We start from the raw sequence: 23,343 nt of genomic DNA on the forward strand, positions 1-23,343 counted from the left end.
AAAAATTCAAATATTTTTCAAATTCTAAAGATGTATTATATTAAATTTAAAAAATATTTTCTTTTTATTGTATTTATAATTTATTCTTGTCAAGAGAGTAAAAAAAATAAAAACTCATCTAAGTTAGAACTGAGTTTTAGTAAAGTGGATAAATCTTATTCAAAAATAAACTTTACGAACCGTATTACAGAGGTACCTCAATTAAACTATTTCAACTTTCCATACATGTACAATGGGGGTGGAGTAGCTGTTGGAGACGTTAATAATGATGGACTTCAAGATATTTATTTTGTTGCTAATATGACAGATAACGCTCTTTATCTTAACAAAGGAGATTTTAAATTCGAAGATATTACTGCAAAGTCTAATTTAAGTGGTAAAGATAATTTAAGATGGTCTAACGGAGTTACAATGGCCGACGTTAATAACGATGGTTGGCTCGATATTTATATATGTGCATCAGGCCCTTTTAAAACTCGAAGAAATTTACTATACATAAACAATCACGATCTTACTTTTACAGAAAAGGCAAAAGAATTTGGATTAGATGATAATGGATATTCTACCCAAAGCGTGTTTTTCGATTATGATAGAGATGGAGATCTCGATATGTACTTATGCTCCTATGCACCCACAGCACTTGAGGCAACAAATGCTTATTATGCAGAAAAACAACAAAACCCATCAGAAGAAGAAAGAGACAAGTTATATAAAAATAATGGTAATAATTATTTTACCGACGTTACAGAGGTAGCAGGTTTAAAGAATTTTGGTCTCTCACTTAATATCTCTACATCAGACTTTAATAACGATGGATGGTATGACATATATGTTTCCAACGATTTTAACTCTCCAGATTTTTACTACATAAATAACGGAGATGGAACCTTTACAGATAAATTAGCCTCGGCAATGAATCATACAGCTAATTTTGGAATGGGAACAGATGCAGCCGATATTAATAATGATGGATTTATTGACCTTCTTCAATTAGATATGAGTAACGACAATAATAAGGAAAGGAAAACCAACATGTCTGCGATGTCTCCAGAGTTGTTTCAGGAAGCAGTAGATATGGGACTTCATCACCAGTACATGAAAAACAACTTACAACTTAACAATGGAAATGGAACATTTAGTGATATCGCCGATTTAGCAAGTCTTTCAAATACCAATTGGAGCTGGTCTGTTTTAATGTGTGATTTAAATAATAACGGCTGGAAAGATATTTTTATTAGCAATGGAATGAGGAGGAAAGTAAATGACAATGATTTTAATAATCTAGATAGAAAACTTCAGGAAGAAGGTAAAATTAATGATAAAAATAGATATTTACTTATTAAAGAAATGCCTGTTGTAGCACACGATAATTATGCTTTCGTAAACAAAGGAGATTTAACCTTTAAGACTATAAAAGGTAATTGGGGGCTAAGCCATGTAGGCTTTTCACAAGGGATAGCTTATGTCGATTTAGATAATGATGGTGATTTGGATATGGTAATGAATAATCTAGACGATGTGGCAGGAGTTTATAAAAATAACGCTATCGATAGTTTTCCAAACAACCATTATTTAAGATTAAAATTAAAAGGAACTTTAGATAACCATTTTGCTATTGGTGCTAAAGTAAACGTAAAAATAGGAGAGAGTTATCAATCTCAAGAGCTAATTCCTACACGAGGTTACCTTTCATCTGTTGAACCCATGCTACATTTTGGATTAGGAAACAACAAGAAAGTAGACACCTTGGAAGTTACATGGCCAAATGGAAATAAACAATTTTTATACAATGTTAAAGGCAATAGAACCTTAGAAATAGTGCAAGAAAAGGAGCCTAAAGAACTCTTAAGAAATAAAAAAATAGAATCCCATACCCCACTTTTTGTAGACATAACAAATAATTGTGGAATAAATTACACACATAAAGAAAATAATTTTAACGATTATATAAGAGAAACACTACTTCCTCATAAAATGTCACAGCAAGGACCTGCACTAGCAGTCGGAGATATAAATGGTGATAATTTAGATGATTTTTATGTTGGAGGAGCTAAAGGCTATACAGGCGCATTCTATATACAATTACCAGACGCTACCTTTAAACAAATTATTTCTCCAGTTTTAGAAGATGATAAAAATCATGAAGACGTTTCATCACTGTTCTTTGATGTAGATAATGATGGAGATTTAGACTTATATGTAGTTAGTGGAGGAAATGAAGAACCTGCCAGCTCTAAATACTATAAAGATCGATTGTATATTAACAATGGGAAAGGAAACTTTAAAAAGAACAGTAAAGCACTGCCTCCGTTTTTAGCAAGTGGATCAAAAGTTAGAGCCGCCGATTACGATAATGATGGTGATCTTGATTTGTTTATTGGTGGGAGACAAATTCCAGGAAAGTATCCATTTCCAGCAACTAGTTATATATTACAAAATAATAGTACTAAAGAAAAAATTTCCCTCCAAGACATAACAAATCAAATTGCACCAGTACTCAAAGAAATAGGTATGGTTACAGATGCTAACTGGGCAGACTTTGATAAGGATGGTAAAAAAGATCTAATATTGGTTGGTGAGTGGATGCCAATAACACTCTTAAAAAACGATAACGGCAAATTTGTGGACGTAACAGATTCTTATGGATTAGGAAAACAAGTAGGTTGGTGGAATAGTATTGCCACAGCAGATATGGATAATGATGGTGATTTAGATTTTATAGCAGGAAACTTAGGATTAAATTATAAATACAAAGCTTCAAATAAAAGTCCTTTTGAAATTTTTAGTAACGATTTTGATAAAAACGGTACAAACGATATCGTTTTAGGATTTTACGAACAAGGTAATTTATTTCCATTAAGAGGTCGAAGCTGCACATCAAGTCAAATGCCTTATATAAAAAAGAAATTTCCTACATATAAAGCCTTTAGTAAAGCTACAATTATGGATATTTTAGAACAAGAAGATATTAAAAACGCTGTACATTACAAAGCAAATACTTTTGCCTCTACATATTTTAGAAATGAAAGAAAGCGTTTTGTTGCAGTTCCTTTAGAAAATCACGCCCAAACTTCATCCATTAATTCTATGTATATTAACGATTTTAATGATGATGGTTACAAAGATATTATTGCAGGTGGAAACTTATACGAGTCCGAAATTGAAACACCAAGAAACGATGCTAGTTATGGCATATATATTAAAAATAAAGGAGGTAATAATTTAAACGTAGTTTCTCCAATTAAAAGTGGATTAAATTTAAGAGGAGAAATTCGTGAAATAGTAGAGATAAAATTAGCAAATCAACAAAATGCTTTTCTTGTCGCCAGAAACGAAGAGTCTCTAAAAATATATAATTATAAAAAACAATAAAACCTTAACAATTTCAAAAAAAAAAAAAAAAGAAATAAAAATCTAATCATTCAGTAGTATAAATGAAAACATTCGTTGTTTTTAAGGAGTAGTACTTTACAAAAATTTAAAAAATGGGTAAAAATTTAAAAAAAACATCCTGCGATTCAAGCACAGGATGTTGTGATTCAGAAAAAAAAGAAAATATTGAAGTTAAAGTAGCAAACATAGAAAATTGCGACCCAAGTACGGGATGTTGTACCCCAGCTTCAGGACTCGAAAACGAAGCTAAAAACAAAGTAGGAATACAACGACGAGACTTCATGAAAACAATGGGACTTGGTTTAGGTAGTTTGGCTCTAATGGGATTAAGCCATCCATTAAGTGCCACCGGTATTCTTCAAGAAGGATATCAAATACCAATCAACAAAAATTTAGACCCAGACTGGATACAATCTTTATACGAACGTGGAGTTCCAGAAACCTATACAGGTAAAGATTTAGTGTATATTGGAATGCCTGTTGGTGGTATTTGTGCAGGTCAGGTGTATTTGGGAGGTGATGGTAAATTATGGCTGTGGGATATTTTTAATGAACAAAAAGAAGGTGTTGTAGATGCTACCTATTATTTAAATGGGAGAAAAGTAAGAGCTCGTGATGGTAGTAATTACATCGTACCTATAACTCAAGAATATCCATTTGACCAAGGTTTTGCGATAAAAATCGAACAAGGAGATACCAAATGGGAAAAACGATTAGATTATAAAGGTTTTAAAGATATTACCTTTAAAGGGCAATATCCCGTAGGTGAAATTACATATAAAGATAAGGGGTGTCCCGTAAAAGTAGTGTTAAAAGCCTACTCACCTTTTATTCCGTTAGATGTAGACGCCTCTAGTTATCCTGCAACAATCATGCACTACACGATTTCTAATACAGGTAATGCTACTGTAAACTGTGAGTTATCAGGTTGGTTAGAAAATGCAGCATTCAATCATTCAGGAGTAAAAACGGAAATACAATTAAAAAACACCATTATTCATAATAAAAAGAGTACATCTTTAGTTTGCGAAGCTCTTTTAGATGAAAACGGTTCAGAATTAGATTTTCAATTTGAAAAGAAGAGAGACAATGGCAATATGTGTTTAACTTTATTAGGTGACGATATTGCAGCGACAGCGCAAGAAGAGTATTATTCAGAAGCACTCTTTCCAAAAGAACAACAACAAAAAGAATTGGCAACCGAACCTTTTGGGGTAAGTTTACGTGGTGGTTTAAGTAAATCGGTAACTTTAAAACCGGGAGAAACTAAAGAAATATCCTTTGTAGTTAGCTGGTATTTTCCAAATTTAAGTGCAGATGGCAATCGCTTTAAAGGACGTTCTTATAGCAAGCGCTTCAAAAATGCCTTCGAAGTTTCAAAAGACATTGTTCAAAACTTTAAAAGATTACACACAAAAACACTTGCGTTTGCAGATGTATTTTATAACAAATCGAGCCTACCTTATTGGTTTTTGAATCGAACTTTTGCCAACACTTCAATTCTAGCAACCGAAACCTGTTATCTATTGGAAGATGGTCGTTTTTGGGCTTGGGAAGGTATTGGTTGTTGCCCAGGAACCTGTACTCATGTATGGCATTATGCTCAAGCCATGGGACGTGTTTTTCCTGAGTTAGAACGTAATTTAAGAGAACAAACCGATTTTAAGGTTATAGAATCTAATGGAAAAGTAGATTTTAGAGGAGGTAGAGCAAATCGAGATGCAGCCGATGGACAAGCAGGTGTTGTATTAAGATCGTATAGAGAGCATCAAATGACTGCAGATAATACCTTTTTAAAAACAAATTGGAAACATATAAAATCGGCACTACAATACCTAATTGATATGGATGCAGAAGATGGCGAAGCCAACGGAATGATCTATGGCGAACAGCACAATACTTTAGATGCAGAATGGTATGGCAATATTCCTGTAATTATATCTTTATACTTAGCTGCATTAAAAGCAGGGAAAGAAATGGCAATTGAAATGAATGACACCATCTTTTCTAAAACATGTAAAACCATTCTGAAAAAAGGAGAAAAAAATATAGAAACTCTTTATAATGGTGAATATTTTGTTCAAAATGAAGATCCTGAGCATAAAGATGCTATTGGTATTGGTACTGGTTGTTATATAGATCAAGTATTTGGTCAGAGTTGGGCATTTCAGTTAGGATTGGGACGATTGTACAATAAAGAAATGATTCAAAACTCATTAGACGCCTTATGGAAATACAATTTTGTTCCTAATATGGGTGAATTTAGAAAATCGCTACCAGAAAAATTAGCAGGTCGTCCTTATGCCATCGACGATGATGCAGGATTGGTAATGTGCACGTGGCCAAAAGGCGGAAAAAAAGATGACTGGGAAAAACATTGGCAATTTGGATATTTTAACGAATGTATGACTGGGTTTGAATACCAAGCTGCAGGACATATGATTTGGGAAGATAAAATCGAAGAAGGATTGACCATTACTAAGGCCATTCACGATCGTTACCATGCAGGAAAAAGAAATCCGTATAACGAAGTGGAATGTAGCGATCACTATGCCAGAGCAATGGCAAGTTATGGTGTGTATTTGGCAGCTTGCGGTTTTGAATACCATGGACCTAAAAAACAGTTGGCCTTTGCTCCCAAATTACATCCCGAAAATTTTGAAGCAGGTTTTATTGCAGCGAAAGGCTGGGGAACCTATGCACAAATACAAAAGAAAAATAAACAACAAGCATCTATTAAATTAGTCTCAGGAAGCTTAGTTATAAAAGAAATCTCCTTAGAAATTCCAAAAGTTAAAAAGCCTAAGAAAGTGGCTCTTCATTTAGACGGAAAACGAATAAAAAATAAGTATACAACAAATAGTTCTAAAGTACGATTAAAATTTAAAGCAATAGAAATTACCGAAAATGCAAAATTAACTATTGAAATTAAATATTCTTAAATCAGTTTAATAAGAGCTTAACGACTATAAAAATATGAAAATTTAAAACGCAATACACTACCTATGTTTGGGTGTAAACAGTAATAAAAAACATAAATATGATTAAAATGTATTTAAAATCGACACTCTTATTTTTATGTGTGATTACATTAATTAGCTGTAAAAATAAAGATTCAAAACAATCGAACGATACTAATACTAATGTAAGAAAAGTAATAAATGAAGCCTCGTTTGAAAAAGGAACTTTTGGTTACGACAAAGATTTTCTTCAAAAAAACTATAAAAATACCTTAGTCTTAGAAAGTGATGATAAAAAAGCAATATTAGCACTGTCTCCTGAGTTACAAGGAAGAGTAATGACAAGTTCATTAAATGGAAATAAAGGAATTAGTTTTGGATGGTTAAACTACGATTTGATTGCTTCCAAAGAAATAAAAGAACATATTAACCCTACAGGAGGTGAAGAACGCTTTTGGTTGGGGCCAGAAGGTGGTCAGTATTCTATTTATTTTAAGCCAGGAAAGAGTTTCGATTTTAAAAATTGGTATGTACCAAAAGTTTTAGATACAGAAGGTTTTGATGTTGTGGAACACAATTCTAATAGTGCTGTCTTCCATAAAGAAATGCATTTAATTAATTATTCAGGAACAAAATTAGATATTGATGTCAATAGAAAAGTGTCATTACTTACTAAAAAACAAATAACCGATGCTTTGCAATTGAAAACGGAAGACTTTTTGGTAGTTGCCTATGAAACATCAAATGTTGTTAAAAATATAGGTAATGCAGATTGGAAAAAAGAATCTGGTTTGGTGTCAATTTGGTTGTTAAGTATGTTTACACCTTCCCCAGAAACAACAATTGTTGTTCCAATTATAGAAGGGGCTAAATCTAAGTTGGGGATAAAAGTAAAAGACGATTATTTTGGAAAAGTGGCAGGTGACCGCTTAAAAAAGACCGAGCAAACTATTTATTTTAAAGCAGATGGTGCCAGCAGAGGTAAAATTGGTATTTCCCCTGCAAGATCTACTAAATTTATGGGAAGTTATGATGCTAAAAATAAAACTTTAACCATTTTAGAAATCACAGCACCAAACCCAACCGATAGTTATGTAAACTCTGCGTGGGAACTACAAAAAAAACCATATTCAGGAGATGTCTTAAACGCATATAATGATGGTCCCTTGGAAGATGGTTCGCAAATGGGGCCTTTTTACGAGTTGGAAAGTTCATCACCGGCATTGGCATTAAAAGTAGGAAAAAGTTATACCCATGCACAACGCATTTATCACTTTAAAGGAAAAGCAGAAATTTTAAATGAAATAGCTAAAAAAACACTAAAAGTATCTATTGATGAAATAAATACAGCTTTTAAATGAGAAGAAAGCTTAAAGAGGTAGTAAATTAAAAAGAACGAGAACGAATAACAAATTAGAACACAATGGTTAAAAAAATATTAGTATTCATTTTAACAATTTTGTCATTCCAATTAAATGCACAAAATAATGGTGCTGAAATTTACTCGGGCGAACAAATAAAATATATTGGAATGCCAATTGGAGGTTTAACGGCAGGGCAAGTTTATTTAGGAGGAGATGGGCAATTGTGGTATTGGGATATTTTTAATATTCAACGAATTCAACCAGGAGGTCCTGGAGATAAATTCTATGTCAACCCGATGGCACAAGACCATCAATTTAACCAAGGTTTTGCAGTTCGTATTAAAAAATTATTACCCACAACAATAACACCTATCGTTAAATCACTTAATAGCGATGGGTTTTCTAATATTACGTTTAGAGGAGAGTATCCTATGGGAAAAGTGACTTATAAAGACGACTATTTTCCAGTTTCGGTAGTCTTAAATTCGTATTCACCATTTATTCCAACAGATCACGAATCTTCAGATTTTCCAGCGGTAGTTATGGAATATACGATGACGAATGATTCAGACTCTAAAGTGTCCGTCGAATTATTTGGATGGCTTCAAAATATGGCAAATTTTAAAATGGCAAGTGTTGCCCAAGGAAAAGCTCAGAATAAAATTATAAAATCGGGCGATGCTCTTCAATTGTTTACATCATCTATCGTCGATAACGAAGAAGGCAAAGATTTACCAGATTATGGTAACATGTCTTTAACCCTTTTAGAAGGAACGGATGCTTGGGCATCACCAACAGCGCCAAGAGATATAAAATACAATTTAGCAGAAGTAGATAAATCAAACAAAAATTTCGCCGAAGTAAAATTAGGAAATAAATTAACAGGTGTTATCGGGAAAGAAGTCGAATTAAATGCAGGAGAAAGTAAAACATTAACCTTTGTGCTGTCTTGGTACTTTCCAAATGTGCATCGTAAAGAAAGTGGTTTTCATCCTCTAAAAAATAAACAGAATTTAAGGAATTATTATAGTAAAAAATTTACATCATCTGCAGATGTTGCAAACAAAATTGTAGCAAATACAACCAAATATTTAGAAACGACCAAATTATGGAATAAAATATGGTATAATTCGTCTTTACCTACGTGGTTTTTAGATAGAACATTTATAAATACAAGTATTTTGGCAACAACATCCTGTTATCGTTTGGACGATTTAACAGATAATCCAGACAATGAAAATCGTTTTTATACGATGGAAGGTGTATATTTAGGAGAAGGAACATGTACACATGTGTTTCATTACGAACAAGCATTGGGCAGGGTGTTTCCAAGTTTGGCAAGACAATTAAGAACACAAATAGATTATGGTTTGTCTTTTAAAGAAAATGGTATTATTGGTTATAGAGGAGAATTTAGTGGTTTGGGAAGACAGTTCAATCAAAAAGCGAGTGGCTATGCTGTAGATGGGCAAGCAGGAACCATTTTAAGAGCCTATAGAGAACACACCACTTCTTCCGATAAAAATTTTTTAAAAACATACTGGCCAAAAATTAAGAAAAGTGTGGAATATATGATTGCTCATGATGCAGAAAAATCAGTAAAACCAGACGGTGTTTTAGAAGGTATTCAATACAATACCTTAGATAAAGAATGGTATGGTAAAAACACATGGCATAGTAGCTTGTACAATGCTGCCCTACAAGCAGGTGCTGCTATGGCAATAGAAATAGGAGACAAAAAGTTTGCTAAAAAATGTACAACAATTGCCAAATTTGGGAAAAAAAATATGACAGACCAACTATTTGATGGCGAGTATTTTATAAATATTCCAGATTCTGATAATACTGAGAACCCAAATACAAATATTGGTTGTCATATCGATCAAGTATTAGGGCAATCTTGGGCAATTCAAGTAGGATTACCACGAGTATTACCAAAAAAAGAAACCATTAGTGCTTTAAAATCTATTTATAAATATAATTACCAAAAGGATGTTGGAAAGTATTTAGACACATCAACTATCAAAAACTTTCGTTTTTATGCCTTGCCAGGGGAAGCAGGTACTATTATGTGTACGTTTCCTAAAGGTGGGGCATTAGCATCTAAAGGTACAAAAGCTGCTGAATGGGATAATTTAGTAGTGGGGTATTTTAGTGAATGTATGACTGGCTTTACCTATCAAGCAGCTGGGCATATGATTGCAGAAGGACTGGTAGATGAGGGAATGACGATGATCAAAGCTATACATGATCGTTATCAGCCTCAAAAAAGAAATCCTTATAACGAGATTGAATATGGTAATCATTATACCAGAGCAATGTCTAGCTATGGTGCTTTTATCGCAGCTTCTGGTTTTACTTTAAATGAGCCGAATGGAAAAATTGGTTTTTCACCAAAAATTAACCCAGAAGCTTTTAAATCGGCATTTATTACAGGAAATAGTTGGGGAACCTTCAGCCAAAAAATTGAAAAAAATAGCGTGGAAGCTAGTTTAGAAATAGCTTATGGCCAATTAAAATTACAAAATATTAGTTTGGACCAATTGCCATCGTCTAAAAATTTTAATGTAATGCTTAACGGAAAAAAGATAAAAGCCAAATTAAAGAAAAAAGAGAACAGAATTATCCTATCTTTTAAAGAAATATTACTTTCAAAAGATGATATAATAAAGATTGAAATAAATTAAATTTGTTTTATCTATTAGTTAATAAACAAAAGACCAGGTTAATAAAAAAATAAATGTAGAATAAATTACGAGAATGTAAAAGAATAAAATCGAAATTAAATGTGTAGCTTTTAAATTTATTATGTAATTGCATTTTTTCGAATACCTGTAAAATAACAATTTTAAAAACAATATAATTTTAAAAAAAATGAAGAATCTTATCAATTTTAACATGAAATCTATTGTGCGAAAAAGTTTAAATTTTTTGTTTGTCTTTTTTTGTTTGAATGCTCAGGCAGAAATATGGTTGCCCTCTATTCTATCAGATAATATGGTATTGCAACAAAAATCCGAAGCCACTATTTGGGGATGGACTACAGTGCCTAATGAAGAAATTGTTGTAACAGGATCTTGGAATAACAAAAGTATAGCTGTAAAAGCATATCAAGGTATTTGGTCTTTAAAATTACCAACACCTATTGCTGGTGGGCCTTATAAAATAACTATTAAAGGGCATGAAAAACACGTGCTTAAAAATGTGTTAATTGGCGAAGTTTGGTTATGTTCAGGACAATCTAATATGGAATGGACACCAAGTAATGGTATAGACAATGCAGCAGAAGAAATTAAAAATTCAACTTATTCTAATATCAGGTTTTTTACGGTTCCTAAGCATACATCAAATTATCCTCAAGATAATTCTTATGGAGAGTGGAAGGAAAGCTCACCTGAGACGATGAAAAATTTTAGTGCTATAGGATATTTTTTTGGAAGAAAATTACACAAAAAACTTGGCATTCCTATTGGGCTGATTAATTCAAGTTGGGGAGGTACAAACATAGAAGTTTGGATTCCTAAAGATGTAATAAAACAAGCGCCAGCTTTAATTAAGAGTATGGAAAAAGTCTCTGAACAAAGTTGGTGGCCTCATTACGAAGGAGTTGCATATAACGCTATGATTTACCCCTTAAAAAACTTTAACATAGCTGGTACTATTTGGTATCAAGGAGAATCTAATAGAACAAATGCAGCATACTATCATCAAGCTTTTTCGATGATGATAAATTCATGGAGAGACGATTGGAAAAAAGATTTTCCATTTTATTTTGCTGAAATAGCTCCTTTCAATTATAATTCTAAAACGAATATAGAGGCTGCTTTGATTCGTGAAGCGCAATTAAAAACGATGCAGACAGTTAAAAATACAGGAATGGTGGTTACCAATGATATTGGTAATCTAAAAAATATTCATCCATCTAACAAGCAAGAAGTAGGAAGACGTTTAGCCTTATGGGCAATGGCAAAAACTTATGGAGTAAAAAATATTGGTTTTAGTAGCCCTATTTTTAAATCGTTAAAAATAGAAAATAAAAAAGCAATAATAACTTTCGATTTTGTTGGAGAAGGTTTAAAATTGAAAGGAAAAGAGGCAAAAGAATTTTTTATTGCTGGAGAAGATCGAAAATTTTACCCTGCAAAAGCAAAAATAAAAGGAGATAAGGTTGAGTTGAGATCAAATAAAGTAAAAAAGCCTGTAGCAGTACGTTTTGCTTTTACGGAAACAGCACAACCAAACTTGTATAACAGTTATGGACTACCAGCAGCTGCATTTAGAACAGATAATTGGAAAGAGTAATTCACTCATTTTCTCTTATAGTAAATTTAAATAATAACTGGTTTTATATTATAAATTTTAGCCACCCCCCCGTTTTTTTTAATTGAATTTTAAATTTAGTTGTCCGCTAATTATTTTATCCATTAATTATTGGAACAATTTGTACTAATAATAGATTTCCCTTCTAAATTCCAACTACTTTTAATTGGAATACATAAATGATTTAGAGCTGTAACTGCCACATCTACTGTTCTTGGGGTATTGTTAAAATTACTTACTGTTTCTACTGTACTAGTTCTTGCGTTATTCCATACACCATTTGTTATTATTCCATTATGTTTATTACTGCTAAAATCATTAAGTGTAGTACCAGTCCCTTTTGTTAGTTTCCAGTGCCCTAATAGGTTTGTATACTTGGGATGAGAATTATCCAACACCTTACATTTCCAATTGTTAATATCAGTATCACTAAGTATTGATCTGAACACTCTAACTTCAGATAAATAGCCATTATAATAATAATTTAAATTACCATCGGCTCCCATAGTAAATGGAAGATTATTATTAATATTGCCAATTGTAGCCATAGACGTGCTATTTTTTAAAACACCATCTATATAAACCTTTAGCAAGCCATCTCTATCGAATGTAGCACTAACTGTATGCCATTGGTTGTCTGTAATTTCACCAGCTTCCACATCAATTCTATTAGCACCATCACCAACATTAACTTTAAAACTATTTGTATTGGGTTTGAATGAGAAAATGTATCCTGGCTGTACTCCACTACTCCAGTTTTTTTTAGCGAGAACACTAACGTCTTGTGGAGATTTGGAACGAATTCTACATTCTATTGAAAAGTCTTGATTTTCTCCGAAATTAAAATTATCATTATTCGAAATTTTCACTACTGTGTTATCAAATTTTAGCTCATACTTACTATTTAAACAATTGCTAACAGGTGGAATAGTTACCTGAGAAGTTGTTTTTTTTATTTCTTTGTTTGGAATATTATCTCCACTTGCTATAACAAATATGGTTCTTTCTTCTTCGGACGGACCTCCATGCGTAGTTCCCAAACCACCATGATCGGTGCTAACCAAAATAAGCCAATTCTCATTATTATAGGTTTTACGAGCCTTTAAAGCATCTAACATCCCTCCTATTTGTGTATCAACTGTTTCAATAGCATTTATGTAGTTGGGGTTTTGGGGACTGAACCCAGTTCTATGACCTGTAATATCTACATTAGAAAGCTGCACAAATAATGCAGTAGGGTTATTATTTAGCAACTCATTAGCTACTTTGTTTTTAACATCTGCATCTGAGTTAGCGTTAGTAAACACATCTGCCGCTAATGAAGCCATATTTTTATTTATAGGTTTCCATTCTACAATAGAAACTGTTCTACTTTTAGGACTTGCTTCTTTAATATATTTAAAAAAATGCGGGTATTTAGAAAACTGAGCACCTTTGTAAGAATTGTTTACAACACCATGTTTATTTTGCCAAACTCCACTTAACATAGATGTCCAGCCAGGTCCACTACTTGTCGTATATAAACATCTGGCATCTAAAGAATATGTTCCATTTTCCATTAAAGCATCTAAGTTTGGTGTTTTAGCTTCCATCATAGCATCTGGTCTGCAACCATCAATTCCAATAAGCAATACTTTATTTACAATTTTATTTGTAGGAAGGCTTTCTTTTTCTTGACTTGAATTACTACAGCTATTAAACAATAATGGAAATAACAAAATTATTGAAAGGCAAAATTTATCGAATTTAAAAGTCATAATTCTATATCTATATAAATTAAATTTGTAAAACTATTATAATGTATAAAAAAAATATCCAATCTCATGTAAACATAAAATTGGATATTAAAATTAACTCAAACTATTATTTATTATTTTAATGGTTGACCTACTGGTGGTAAGTCTTCGGTTATCCAGTTGTTATCGAACGTAACATCGAACAGCATAACCTCTGTTACTTTTATGGGTGCATCTTCATTATTTCCATTATCGGCAAACAATAGGAATTTAGATAAATCTAAAGAATGGATACCATCAGCTCCAGGAGAACCTCCTAAAATTTTACCTCCATCTATATAGGCTCTATAATCACCATCTCCAACTGTAATAACTACTCGATGCCAAGTATCTTCAGTTATCGAACCTCCACCTGAAGTTCCAATACCATTACCCCAAAGCCCTCCTGCAGGACTAATATAAGTAGATCCATCGGAACTATTATCTGTCAACGTTTGTAACAAATTTGAGTAAGTACCAAAAGATGATGCAGGCAGGCTAACATCTAAAATTATAGTGTAGTTATTTACCTTATCACCACCCGAGGCCGGCAATCCGTGATTAACCTCTAAATAACCTCCAAATGAGGTTAAAGCTGCACCATCACTTGCTGACATCCCTGAGACAGCAGAAACACCGTTGTTACCACCTAAAGTCAAATCATTTCCAAGCGTAGCTTTTAAGAAATTACTGGCATCGTCAAACTTCCAGTGTCCTTTCAAAATATCAACTGCAGGAGGTAATGGCAATATCGAAACAACTTTAAACAATGTACTTCCTATGGAGCCATCATTATACACAATGTTAAACTTTAAAGCTTTGGTTTTACCTTCTTTAATTTTTAACTCATCCAATGAAGTACTTATTGATACTTTAAATTTGCTATCCACTGGTTGTGCTTCTGTAATGGTCAATAGCGTAGATCCATCTGAACCATCGATAACCGATACCTTACTAATTTGCTTAGAAGTTAGTAAATTAAGAACCACAGGTGTTGCCCCCTTAAAACGTTCTTCTTCATTGGGGTCGTACTTAAGTTCCGCTAGTTCGTCTGCGGTATAAGGTTGCCCTGTTTTAGGGTTTGGATTGTCCCATGAAAGTTCGAAGTTTTCTAAATACCTATCGTCTGCCCAACCATCTCCTTTATCTATACAACTCATTACTAATACTAAAGTAAGGCAGGTAAATAAAAATGTTGAAAAGTTTTGTTTTTTTGAAATATTTTTCATCCTGAAATATTTTAATTTTTGTTAGTCTTTTAGTTCCCAAATAAGGAAATCGACATCATCAGATTCTTCACCAAATTGGCTTACTAATGCTGCCTTGTAATTTACTTCGTTATTAGAAAGTTCAGAGCTAGGATAAGACCAACGCACTGGATATCCAGGGTCTTGATCACCAATATTAAAACTAGAGAATGGTAAGTTTGGTATACCAGTTCTTCTAAAGTTAAAAAATGCTTCTGTACCCGAATTTTCTGCAAAAGCCAAATACTTTTGTTCTAATATTCTATTTAACCCGATAGTTCCTGCGACATAACTAGAATTAACATTCGTTAAGTACGCTGTAATTTTGCTGCTGTCGACTCCATACCATTCCATAGAAGCAGTTATTGCATTATCATAATGTGTTTTAGCATTTTCAGATATCCATCCTCTATGAGCAGCTTCTGCTATTGTAAATTCTTGTTCCCAGTAACTTAAAAGAACTCCTGGTTGTCCTACAAAATTCCAATATTTTTCGTCATTAGGTTTGCTAAATTTTCCATTTAAATTTCCTGTAACGTTATCTGCAGGATTAGCTGTAGCATCTGCGCCACTGTAAGAATCGAAATTTGCTGTTACTGCCACCAAATCTGGGTTTGCATCTACAGCCTCTTGTGTTGGATCTGCAACTGAAAACAAACGAGGATCCTGATAGCTTTTAAGCATATCTATATAATACTTAGCATAGTTTATAGAAGGTTTCGATACAGCACTATTTGGATTATAAGATTGTCTAAAACCATCTTCGTTTTTATATTCGAACTGGGCATTGTCTGCTAAACTAGTTAAAATAGGATATGTAGAAGGGTTGTTAATAATAGCATTAAAACGACTTTTTACATTTACATCTGCATCGTTTGCTTTTTTATGCAACGAAATTAGAATTCTTAAGGTATAAGAATTTATTAGTTTTTGCCATTTTTTTAAATTACCCTTAAAATAAAGGTCGCCATCAAGAAGAAAACCTGGGTTTGCACTTATAAATTCTCCTAGTTCTTTGTTCGCTTCATCTAACCAATTTAAACTTTGTATATATACCGATTTCGAAGTATCGTATTTTGGTCTTGGTATTTCAGCTCCTTTATTTGCTTCTGTTAAAGGCACATCTCCCATACGTCTTGTCATTTCAATAAAGCTTCTAGCTTTAAAAAACTTACCTAAAATTTTATATACAGGTGCATTCGAAGCCTCTGCTTCCTCGTTCATTTTATCGATATTACGGATGGTTCCATAATTAAAACCACCTCCAAAACCACCTCTAAAATTAACTTTAGAAGTTCCATCTGTAGGAATATATATGTGGTATTGCATTCTAGAATACCCTCCAGTAAATGATGATGATACACGTGGCGTTAGGTTCGTAAATATTAAACTCGGAGGAACTGCATTGGGGCTGTTCGGATTTTCCCTTAAGTCTTCATAATCTAAACAACTATTAAATGTTCCTACCAAAATCAAGAATAGAGCCGATTTTATTATTATATTTTTCATTATAACTTTTTTTAAAATTGTAAATTAATATTAAATCCATACGACCTTTGCGAAGGTAGTTGTAAATCGGTATCACCACCAGATACAGTATAGGTGTCTAAATCGTTAAAAGTATCGTCTTTTGTCCAGTAAAATAAATTTCTACCTATTAAAGATACTGAGGCTGAGTTTAAAAATGTTTTTTCTAACGTTTTCTTAGGAATATTATAAGTTAAAGTAACCTCTCTTAATTTAACAAAAGTTTTTTCTATAATATTACTTCTCCAATCTCCCTTGTAATTAGATGCCCATTGTGGGTAAGATACTTTAGCTGTACTTGGTTCGTAAACACGAGTATCTGTTAATACTGCACCTTCTGCGTCGTAGGTTACTTCTCCTGAAACAACAGAAACTCCTGGTATTTGCATTGTTCTAGCATCGCCACCAGTAGCAAAAGCAATATTAGAAAGTTCTCTTTCTGGATGTATGGCATCTGTATGCGAACCAGATCTCCATAAATCACGATTATATCTATCGAAAGTTACACCACCAAAACGACCATCTATTAAAAAGCTAAGCGATACATCTTTATACTGTATAGTATTGTTAATACTTGCTGTAAAATCTGGAAGCGTATTACCAAGATCTATTGCAGGTCTTCCTACTGGTAAACCATTGGCACCAATAATTAATTGTCCATCTGGCGATCTATCCCATACACCATACCAATAATGGTTTAGTTCTTCACCTACATAAGTTCTACCTTCCCTATCTGGCACTGTACCATCTTCTAAAGGAGGTAAAGAAATTAGGTAGTTTTTATAGGTAGCAAAATTAAAAATTGTCGTCCAATTTAAGTTTTCAGATCTAATAGGTGAACCTGTTATAGAAAAATCTATACCTCTTCTTTCTGTTTCTCTACCATTTTCCCTAACACCACTCCAACCAGATGCAGATGAAAAAGATTGCGTAAAAATTTGTGGTCCATAACGATTTCTATAGTAAGAGAAATCAATACCCAATCTACCACTAAACATTCTTGTTTCGAAACCATATTCGTAAGTATTGGTATAAGAAGGTTTTAAATTGGGGTTTTCTAAAAGCCCTGGGTAACCAGCGGTTGGTAAGTTTCTATACCTACCTGTACCATATTGGTTTTGCCAACCATAAACCCCACCAAATTGATCAGATCCAACTTGAGAAACTGCTGCTCTTACTTTAAAAAAGTTTACAAACTCTGGTAAATCGAACATCTCACTTATAATAAGACTGGAATATAAGGATGGATAGAAAAATGTATCACCAGCAGAAGGGAGAGTAGATGTTTTATCTACACGACCTGTTGCACCAACAAAAAGTTTGTCCTTGTATGCAAAATCTAAAGTATAGTAACCACTATAAACACCTTTTTGCTCTTTGTAACTAGATGGTTGTATATTATCTACTGAATTTTGTAACGTAAAAATTTCTGGAACAATCAATTGACCAGTAGTTCCACTTTCTGAATGGGTTTTAAAATAACGTTGATTTACTCCTAAAGTAGCAGATACATTTAAATCGTCATTTAAAAAATCGTTGTTATAAGAGATTAAAAAGTCTGTGTTATTTTCAAAAAATCTTTTATTTGAATATCTAAAACGACCTCCTCTGTCAGAAATACTATAAGTGTAAATGTCTTTACTAATTTTTTCGTTATCTGTTTGAGTATATGCATTTAATGTAGATCTTACATAAGCACTTAAATGATCGCTAAACTTATAGGTAAACTTTAAATACGAAATTAAATCGTTTTTAGTCCAAGGTCTTTTATAAGCATAAGCCAATGCATAAGGATTGTTAAAACGCCAGTGTTCTACATAATTTTGACGAATTCCCTCTTTTCCTTTTTCCCAATATTGTTTAAAGTTTCGAATATCGAAATGAGCTCCACCCCAAATAGCTAAATTATAAATAGGCGATTGAGGTGCATAACCTCCTCTAATTCTATTGTCGGAAAACTGGTAGTTGTATTGAATTGAGCCATCTACAGTAAATTTATCGGATAAATTTAAACTACCTCTTAATCTTGTTGTATTAATATCCAAGCGTTGTCCTGGTGTAGATGCTTTTGAGTGCTTAAAGGTATTGGAAACTACAAACGAACCAACATCTGAATTTGCTTGTACAGTAACGTTATGTGAAGTTACCAAACCAACTTCCATAAAGTTTTTTAAATTATTAGGTCCTCTAGAAACCCATGGAGTTGGTTTACGAAAGCCTGTATTAGGGTCTATAGGAGAATCGTATTGAACGATTAATCTACCATCAAATTTAGGGCCCCATATAGAATAATCGAAATCGTTTATTCCACCACCCTTGGTTAGCCCATCACCACCTGCAAAACCACCACCAAATCTATACACTCCATTATTCCCTGGACCATATTGAGTTTGAATGCCTGGAACCCTTATAAAGCTCCCTTGAAATAAAGTGGAAGAGTTATAAGAAATTACCACACCTTTTTTTGCATTTTTTCCAGATTTTAAGGTCAATTGAATAGCTCCATTTCTTCCTGGAGAACCATACAATGCAGAGGCTGCACCAGATTTTAAAACGGTAATACTTTCCACATCGTCGGACGATAAATTCCAAATATCAGAATTTGTTTGTGGCACTCCATCTACAACCATTAAAGGTCTACTACCTCTAAGATAAAATTTTGGGTCTGAAAAGAAATCACTCGAGTTATTTGTAACAATAAGCCCTGCAACTTTTCCTGTTAAAGATTCTACAATGTTGGGGGTAACTGCTTTTTGTATAGCAGCACCTTTTACCTCTTGAACTGCATAACCAACACGTTTTTTCTCTTTTTTAATACCTAAGGCTGTTACCACAATCTCTTCTAGACTATTTGTATCTTCCTCTAATACTACATTAATTGTTGTTTGGTTTGTTACAGTAATTGTTTTCTCTCTCATACCAAGGTAAGAAAACACCAATTTATCACCATTATTTACACTAATGGTATATTTTCCATCAAAATCTGTTTGTGTACCTTTACTAGTACCTTTAACTAGTATATTTACTCCAAGTAATGGGTTGCCTTGAGTATCTTTAACAATTCCCTTAATTTCTTTTTGTTGGGTTGTTATTTTTTCAAAATCTAAAGAAGGTAAATTATCTAAACCATATAAGTTTGTTTGTGCAAAGGTTAAAAGACCTAAAAGCACAAACGCCGTCAAATTCACCTTTATTCCAAAGGAATCATTAAATTGATACTTAATTTTTTTATTTTTTTTCATACTCTCAAATTGTATAATAAGTTTGTTTAAGGTTAGTTCTAAATATTTCACTAAAAAAATAGTTTAAAATTTGCTTTGTTTAAAAAGCTTTATGGAATTTTACAGTTTATCACTTCATAAGTTTTTTAAGTTAGGTTCGTAGTTAATTAAGTTATTTTTTTTTTAAAGCTTTATTGATTAACCTTTAAAATATCTGATTTTATGATTTTAAATTTAAAATAGTATTTATTTAAAATTTTACTTATAGTACAATAATTATAGCAAATGTAAAAAAATAATTGAATAATTCTACTATTTGTAAAATAATTTTATTATTATCCAAAAATTAAATCAAAAAAAAATGTTAAATAGTTAGTTGAAATTTAAACTAACATTTCACAAATAAAGGCTATAGGTTTTAACCCTAAAGTAATTTACAACCTAAGTTTTTTTTTCAATAGACTTTCTATATTTTTTAAAATAGCTTGTGTTAAGCTTGTATTGTAAGGAAATATTACAGATTATTGAAAATATTTCTTTTTTAGTTAGCATCTGCGATTAAAATATAATTACTGGCTTATTTGATTTTATTTTTATAGTTAAATTTGTGGGGTTTAAGGTACCTAATACTTAAAAAAATAGCATACAAATACAAAAATAATTATATTATAAGTAAAATTATTTTACATTTGTGAAAACTTTAATCAAATAAATAATCAATATATTAGTATGAAAATCAATAACAGAAATTATCCTAATCAGAATAAAACAATCATTGGAATATGTATGGACGGAACCTCCTACCCATATTATGAAGCCGCTAAAGATGTAATGCCTAATTTACAACGCTTTATAAAAGAAGGTTCTTTTGGTATGGTAAAAAGTGTTATTCCGTCATTTACAAACCCAAATAACATGGCAATTACTACTGGTGTTCCGCCAGCTATAAATGGTATTTGTGGTAACTTTTACTGGGATACAGAGCTTCAAAAAGAAGTAATGATGAGCGATCCAAAATATTTAAAAGTTCCCACTATTTTATCTGAAAAAAGCAAAAACGGAAACAAAGTTGCTGTAGTTACCGCCAAAGAAAAATTAAGACGTATGCTTTCTCATAATTTAGAAGGTATTTGCTTCTCTGCAGAATTTGCTAACGAAGCTACTTTAGAAGGTAATGGCATTGAAAATGTAGAAGCTGACTTAATGGGCAAAGAAAGACCTGGTATTTACGACCCTTATATTTCGGTATATTGTATTGAAGCTGGTGCAAAATTATTAAAACGCGACCATTATGATGTTATGTATTTAACAACTACAGATTTTGTTCAGCATAAATATGCTCCTGGAGACCCAGAAGCAAACGATTTTTTATCTAAGATAGACTATTGGTTTGGAGAATTAGACAAATTAGGTGCTATTATTGGTATTACTGCAGATCATGGAATGGAAGCAAAAACCAATGCAGATGGCACTCCAAAAGTACAGTTCATCGAAAAGTTATTAAACGAACAAAATATTCCTACACGTGTAATTTTACCTATTACAGACCCTTACGTAGTGCATCATGGAGCTCTTGGTGGGTATGGAACCTTGTATTTAGAAGACAAAACTCAATTAGAAGCCGCTAAAACTTATTTACTAGGTTTAGATGGTATTGAAAAAGTATTAACAAATGCTGAAGCTGTTGTAGCTTACGAATTACCTGCCGACAGAATTGGAGATTTAGTAGTTCTCTCAGATGCATCTACAACTATTGGAAGAACTCCAGATTGGCACGACCTAGATAAGGTAAAAGAAGGGTTGCGTTCGCACGGAGGTGAGCATTGCCAAGAAGTTCCTATGATTTTTAATAAAAAACTAAATGCAGAGTATGCTAAAAAATTAGCTTCTGGTAAAAGTAGAAATTTCGATTTGTTCCATTTCTTAAGTAATGGATTTTAATAGATAAATTTTAAATAATATGATTGAATTTGGAAGTATAATCAACGGAAAACAAGAAAAAAGTAATGAGTGGATAGAAGTTTTTAACCCGTTTACTAAGAAAAAAGTAGGACGTGTTTCTTCAATATCTACAGAACGCTTAGACGAAGTTTTAAGAGAAACAAAAAACACTAAAATTACACTTACACGTTACGAACGTTACGAAATTTTAAACAAAATAGCAGACGAGTTAGAAAATCGTGTAGACGAAGTAAGCCAAATGATTACAGACGAAACAGGGCTTTGTTTAAAAGATACTCGCTATGAAGCAAGTCGCGTTTCTGATGTATTGCGCTTCTCTGCTATGAAAGCGTTAGATGATGATTCTCAAGTTTTTCCGTGTGATGTTTCCAAAAACGGAAAACCAAGACGTATTTATACAACACGTGTTCCCTTAGGGTTAATTAGTGCAATTACTCCTTTTAATCATCCCATGAATCAAGTAGTACATAAAATTGCACCAGCAATTGCTACTAATAATACAGTTGTTTTAAAACCATCAGAAAGAACACCACTTTCCGCTTATTATTTTACACAATTGGCTTTAGACTGTGGTTTGCCCCCAAATATGTTAAATTGCATCAATGGTAAAGACATTCAGGCAACTTCAGAAATGATGACTGTGCACCCAGACATTAGTATGGTTTCTTTTACAGGCGGAAGTGAAATTGGTAAAATTATCGCATCAAAAATAGGTTATAAAAAGATAATTTTAGAATTAGGTGGTAGTTCTGCTCTTTTAATTTTGAAAGATGCAGATATAGATGAAGCTGTAGAAGTTACTATGAATGGTACTTTTAAAAACTCAGCACAACGTTGTACTGCCGTTAGAAGAATTTTGGTTCATAATAGTATTGCAGACGAGTATGCTACTAAACTTGCCGATAAAGTAAGAGCTATAAAATATGGCAACCCATATGATGCAAATAACGATATGGGCACTGTAATTACAGAAGAAGCAGCTGCAGAAATGGAACGTCGTGTAAAAAAAGCAATTGAAAACGGTGCAATTTGCCTTGCAGGAAATAAGCGCGAAGGAGCTTTATTTGCTCCAACCGTTTTAGATCATATTAAAAACAGTCATGAAGTTGTGGCTAAAGAAACTTTTGGTCCTGTGGCTCCAATTATTAGATTCGAAACTTTAGATGAAGCAATTGATATAGCCAACGATACTCCTTACGGATTGTCTGGTGGTGTGGTTAGTAATCACTGGCCATCTATACAACGTGTAATTACAGAGTTAGATACAGGTACTGTAAACGTAAATGAAGCTCCTAGTTATAGGTTGGAATGGACACCTTTTGGAGGTGTTAAAGACTCCGGACTTGGATATAAAGAAGGTGTTATAGAAGCAATGAAAGGCTACACGTATGTAAAAACATACTCTCTACCTTGGGATATTGCTTAATCAAAAAAATATAATGGAAGTTACGAGAAACATATTATTAAACCTCAGGCCCCAGCTACCTTTATAAATTCTATAAAATTGGTATAAGTAGCAAAAAATATTTGCCCAAGAGAAAAAGAATCTGTTTATATTGTAAAATTTTGTATTG

The 23,343-nt window shown here is 32.7% G+C and carries 11 protein-coding genes; 7 read left to right on the forward strand and 4 right to left on the reverse strand.

The window, feature by feature from the left end; all coding sequences use genetic code 11:
• The first annotated feature begins 30 nt into the window (after positions 1-30).
• The 5 genes from J3359_RS05235 (at position 31) to J3359_RS05255 (ending at position 12,019) form a co-directional block, all read left to right on the forward strand.
• Complete coding sequence (locus J3359_RS05235) at positions 31-3,372, forward strand: VCBS repeat-containing protein (protein WP_208079684.1); 3,342 nt, start codon at positions 31-33, stop codon at positions 3,370-3,372.
• 113 nt (positions 3,373-3,485) lie between these two features.
• Positions 3,486-6,335: a GH116 family glycosyl-hydrolase gene (locus J3359_RS05240; protein WP_208079685.1), complete on the forward strand. Its 2,850-nt coding sequence runs from the start codon at positions 3,486-3,488 to the stop codon at positions 6,333-6,335.
• A gap of 98 nt (positions 6,336-6,433) precedes the next feature.
• On the forward strand, positions 6,434-7,714 hold the full coding sequence (locus J3359_RS05245; RefSeq protein WP_208079686.1) for a DUF6786 family protein: 1,281 nt from the start codon (positions 6,434-6,436) through the stop codon (positions 7,712-7,714).
• A 62-nt stretch (positions 7,715-7,776) separates the two neighbouring features.
• The gene (locus tag J3359_RS05250) at positions 7,777-10,404 is read left to right on the forward strand and encodes a GH116 family glycosyl-hydrolase (protein WP_208079687.1); all 2,628 of its coding nucleotides are present in this window, start codon (positions 7,777-7,779) and stop codon (positions 10,402-10,404) included.
• Between the two features lie 187 nt (positions 10,405-10,591).
• Positions 10,592-12,019 carry a sialate O-acetylesterase gene (locus J3359_RS05255; protein ID WP_243765989.1) on the forward strand — a complete coding sequence of 476 codons (1,428 nt, stop codon included), beginning with the start codon at positions 10,592-10,594 and terminating at the stop codon, positions 12,017-12,019.
• A 122-nt stretch (positions 12,020-12,141) separates the two neighbouring features.
• Here J3359_RS05255 and J3359_RS05260 read toward each other — a convergent pair whose 3' ends face one another.
• The 4 genes from J3359_RS05260 to J3359_RS05275 form a co-directional block, all read right to left on the reverse strand.
• Entirely contained in the window at positions 12,142-13,794 is a 1,653-nt protein-coding gene (locus J3359_RS05260; protein WP_208079688.1) for an alkaline phosphatase family protein, read from the reverse strand.
• Between the two features lie 113 nt (positions 13,795-13,907).
• A complete protein-coding gene (locus J3359_RS05265; RefSeq protein WP_208079689.1) occupies positions 13,908-15,041 on the reverse strand; it encodes a hypothetical protein in 1,134 nt (377 codons plus the stop codon).
• A gap of 21 nt (positions 15,042-15,062) precedes the next feature.
• Positions 15,063-16,568, reverse strand: coding sequence for a SusD/RagB family nutrient-binding outer membrane lipoprotein (locus J3359_RS05270; RefSeq protein ID WP_208079690.1), 1,506 nt, complete (start codon positions 16,566-16,568; stop codon positions 15,063-15,065).
• 11 nt (positions 16,569-16,579) lie between these two features.
• Positions 16,580-19,828, reverse strand: coding sequence for a SusC/RagA family TonB-linked outer membrane protein (locus J3359_RS05275; protein WP_208079691.1), 3,249 nt, complete (start codon positions 19,826-19,828; stop codon positions 16,580-16,582).
• 708 nt (positions 19,829-20,536) lie between these two features.
• On the opposite strand from J3359_RS05275, the gene phnA reads away from it, so the two are divergent.
• On the forward strand, positions 20,537-21,748 hold the full coding sequence (gene phnA / locus J3359_RS05280) for a phosphonoacetate hydrolase (RefSeq protein WP_208079692.1): 1,212 nt from the start codon (positions 20,537-20,539) through the stop codon (positions 21,746-21,748).
• A 19-nt stretch (positions 21,749-21,767) separates the two neighbouring features.
• Positions 21,768-23,195: an aldehyde dehydrogenase family protein gene (locus J3359_RS05285; protein ID WP_208079693.1), complete on the forward strand. Its 1,428-nt coding sequence runs from the start codon at positions 21,768-21,770 to the stop codon at positions 23,193-23,195.
• Positions 23,196-23,343: the final 148 nt, after the last annotated feature.

Origin of the sequence: Polaribacter cellanae, from assembly GCF_017569185.1 — a bacterium.
Taxonomy (GTDB): domain Bacteria; phylum Bacteroidota; class Bacteroidia; order Flavobacteriales; family Flavobacteriaceae; genus Polaribacter; species Polaribacter cellanae.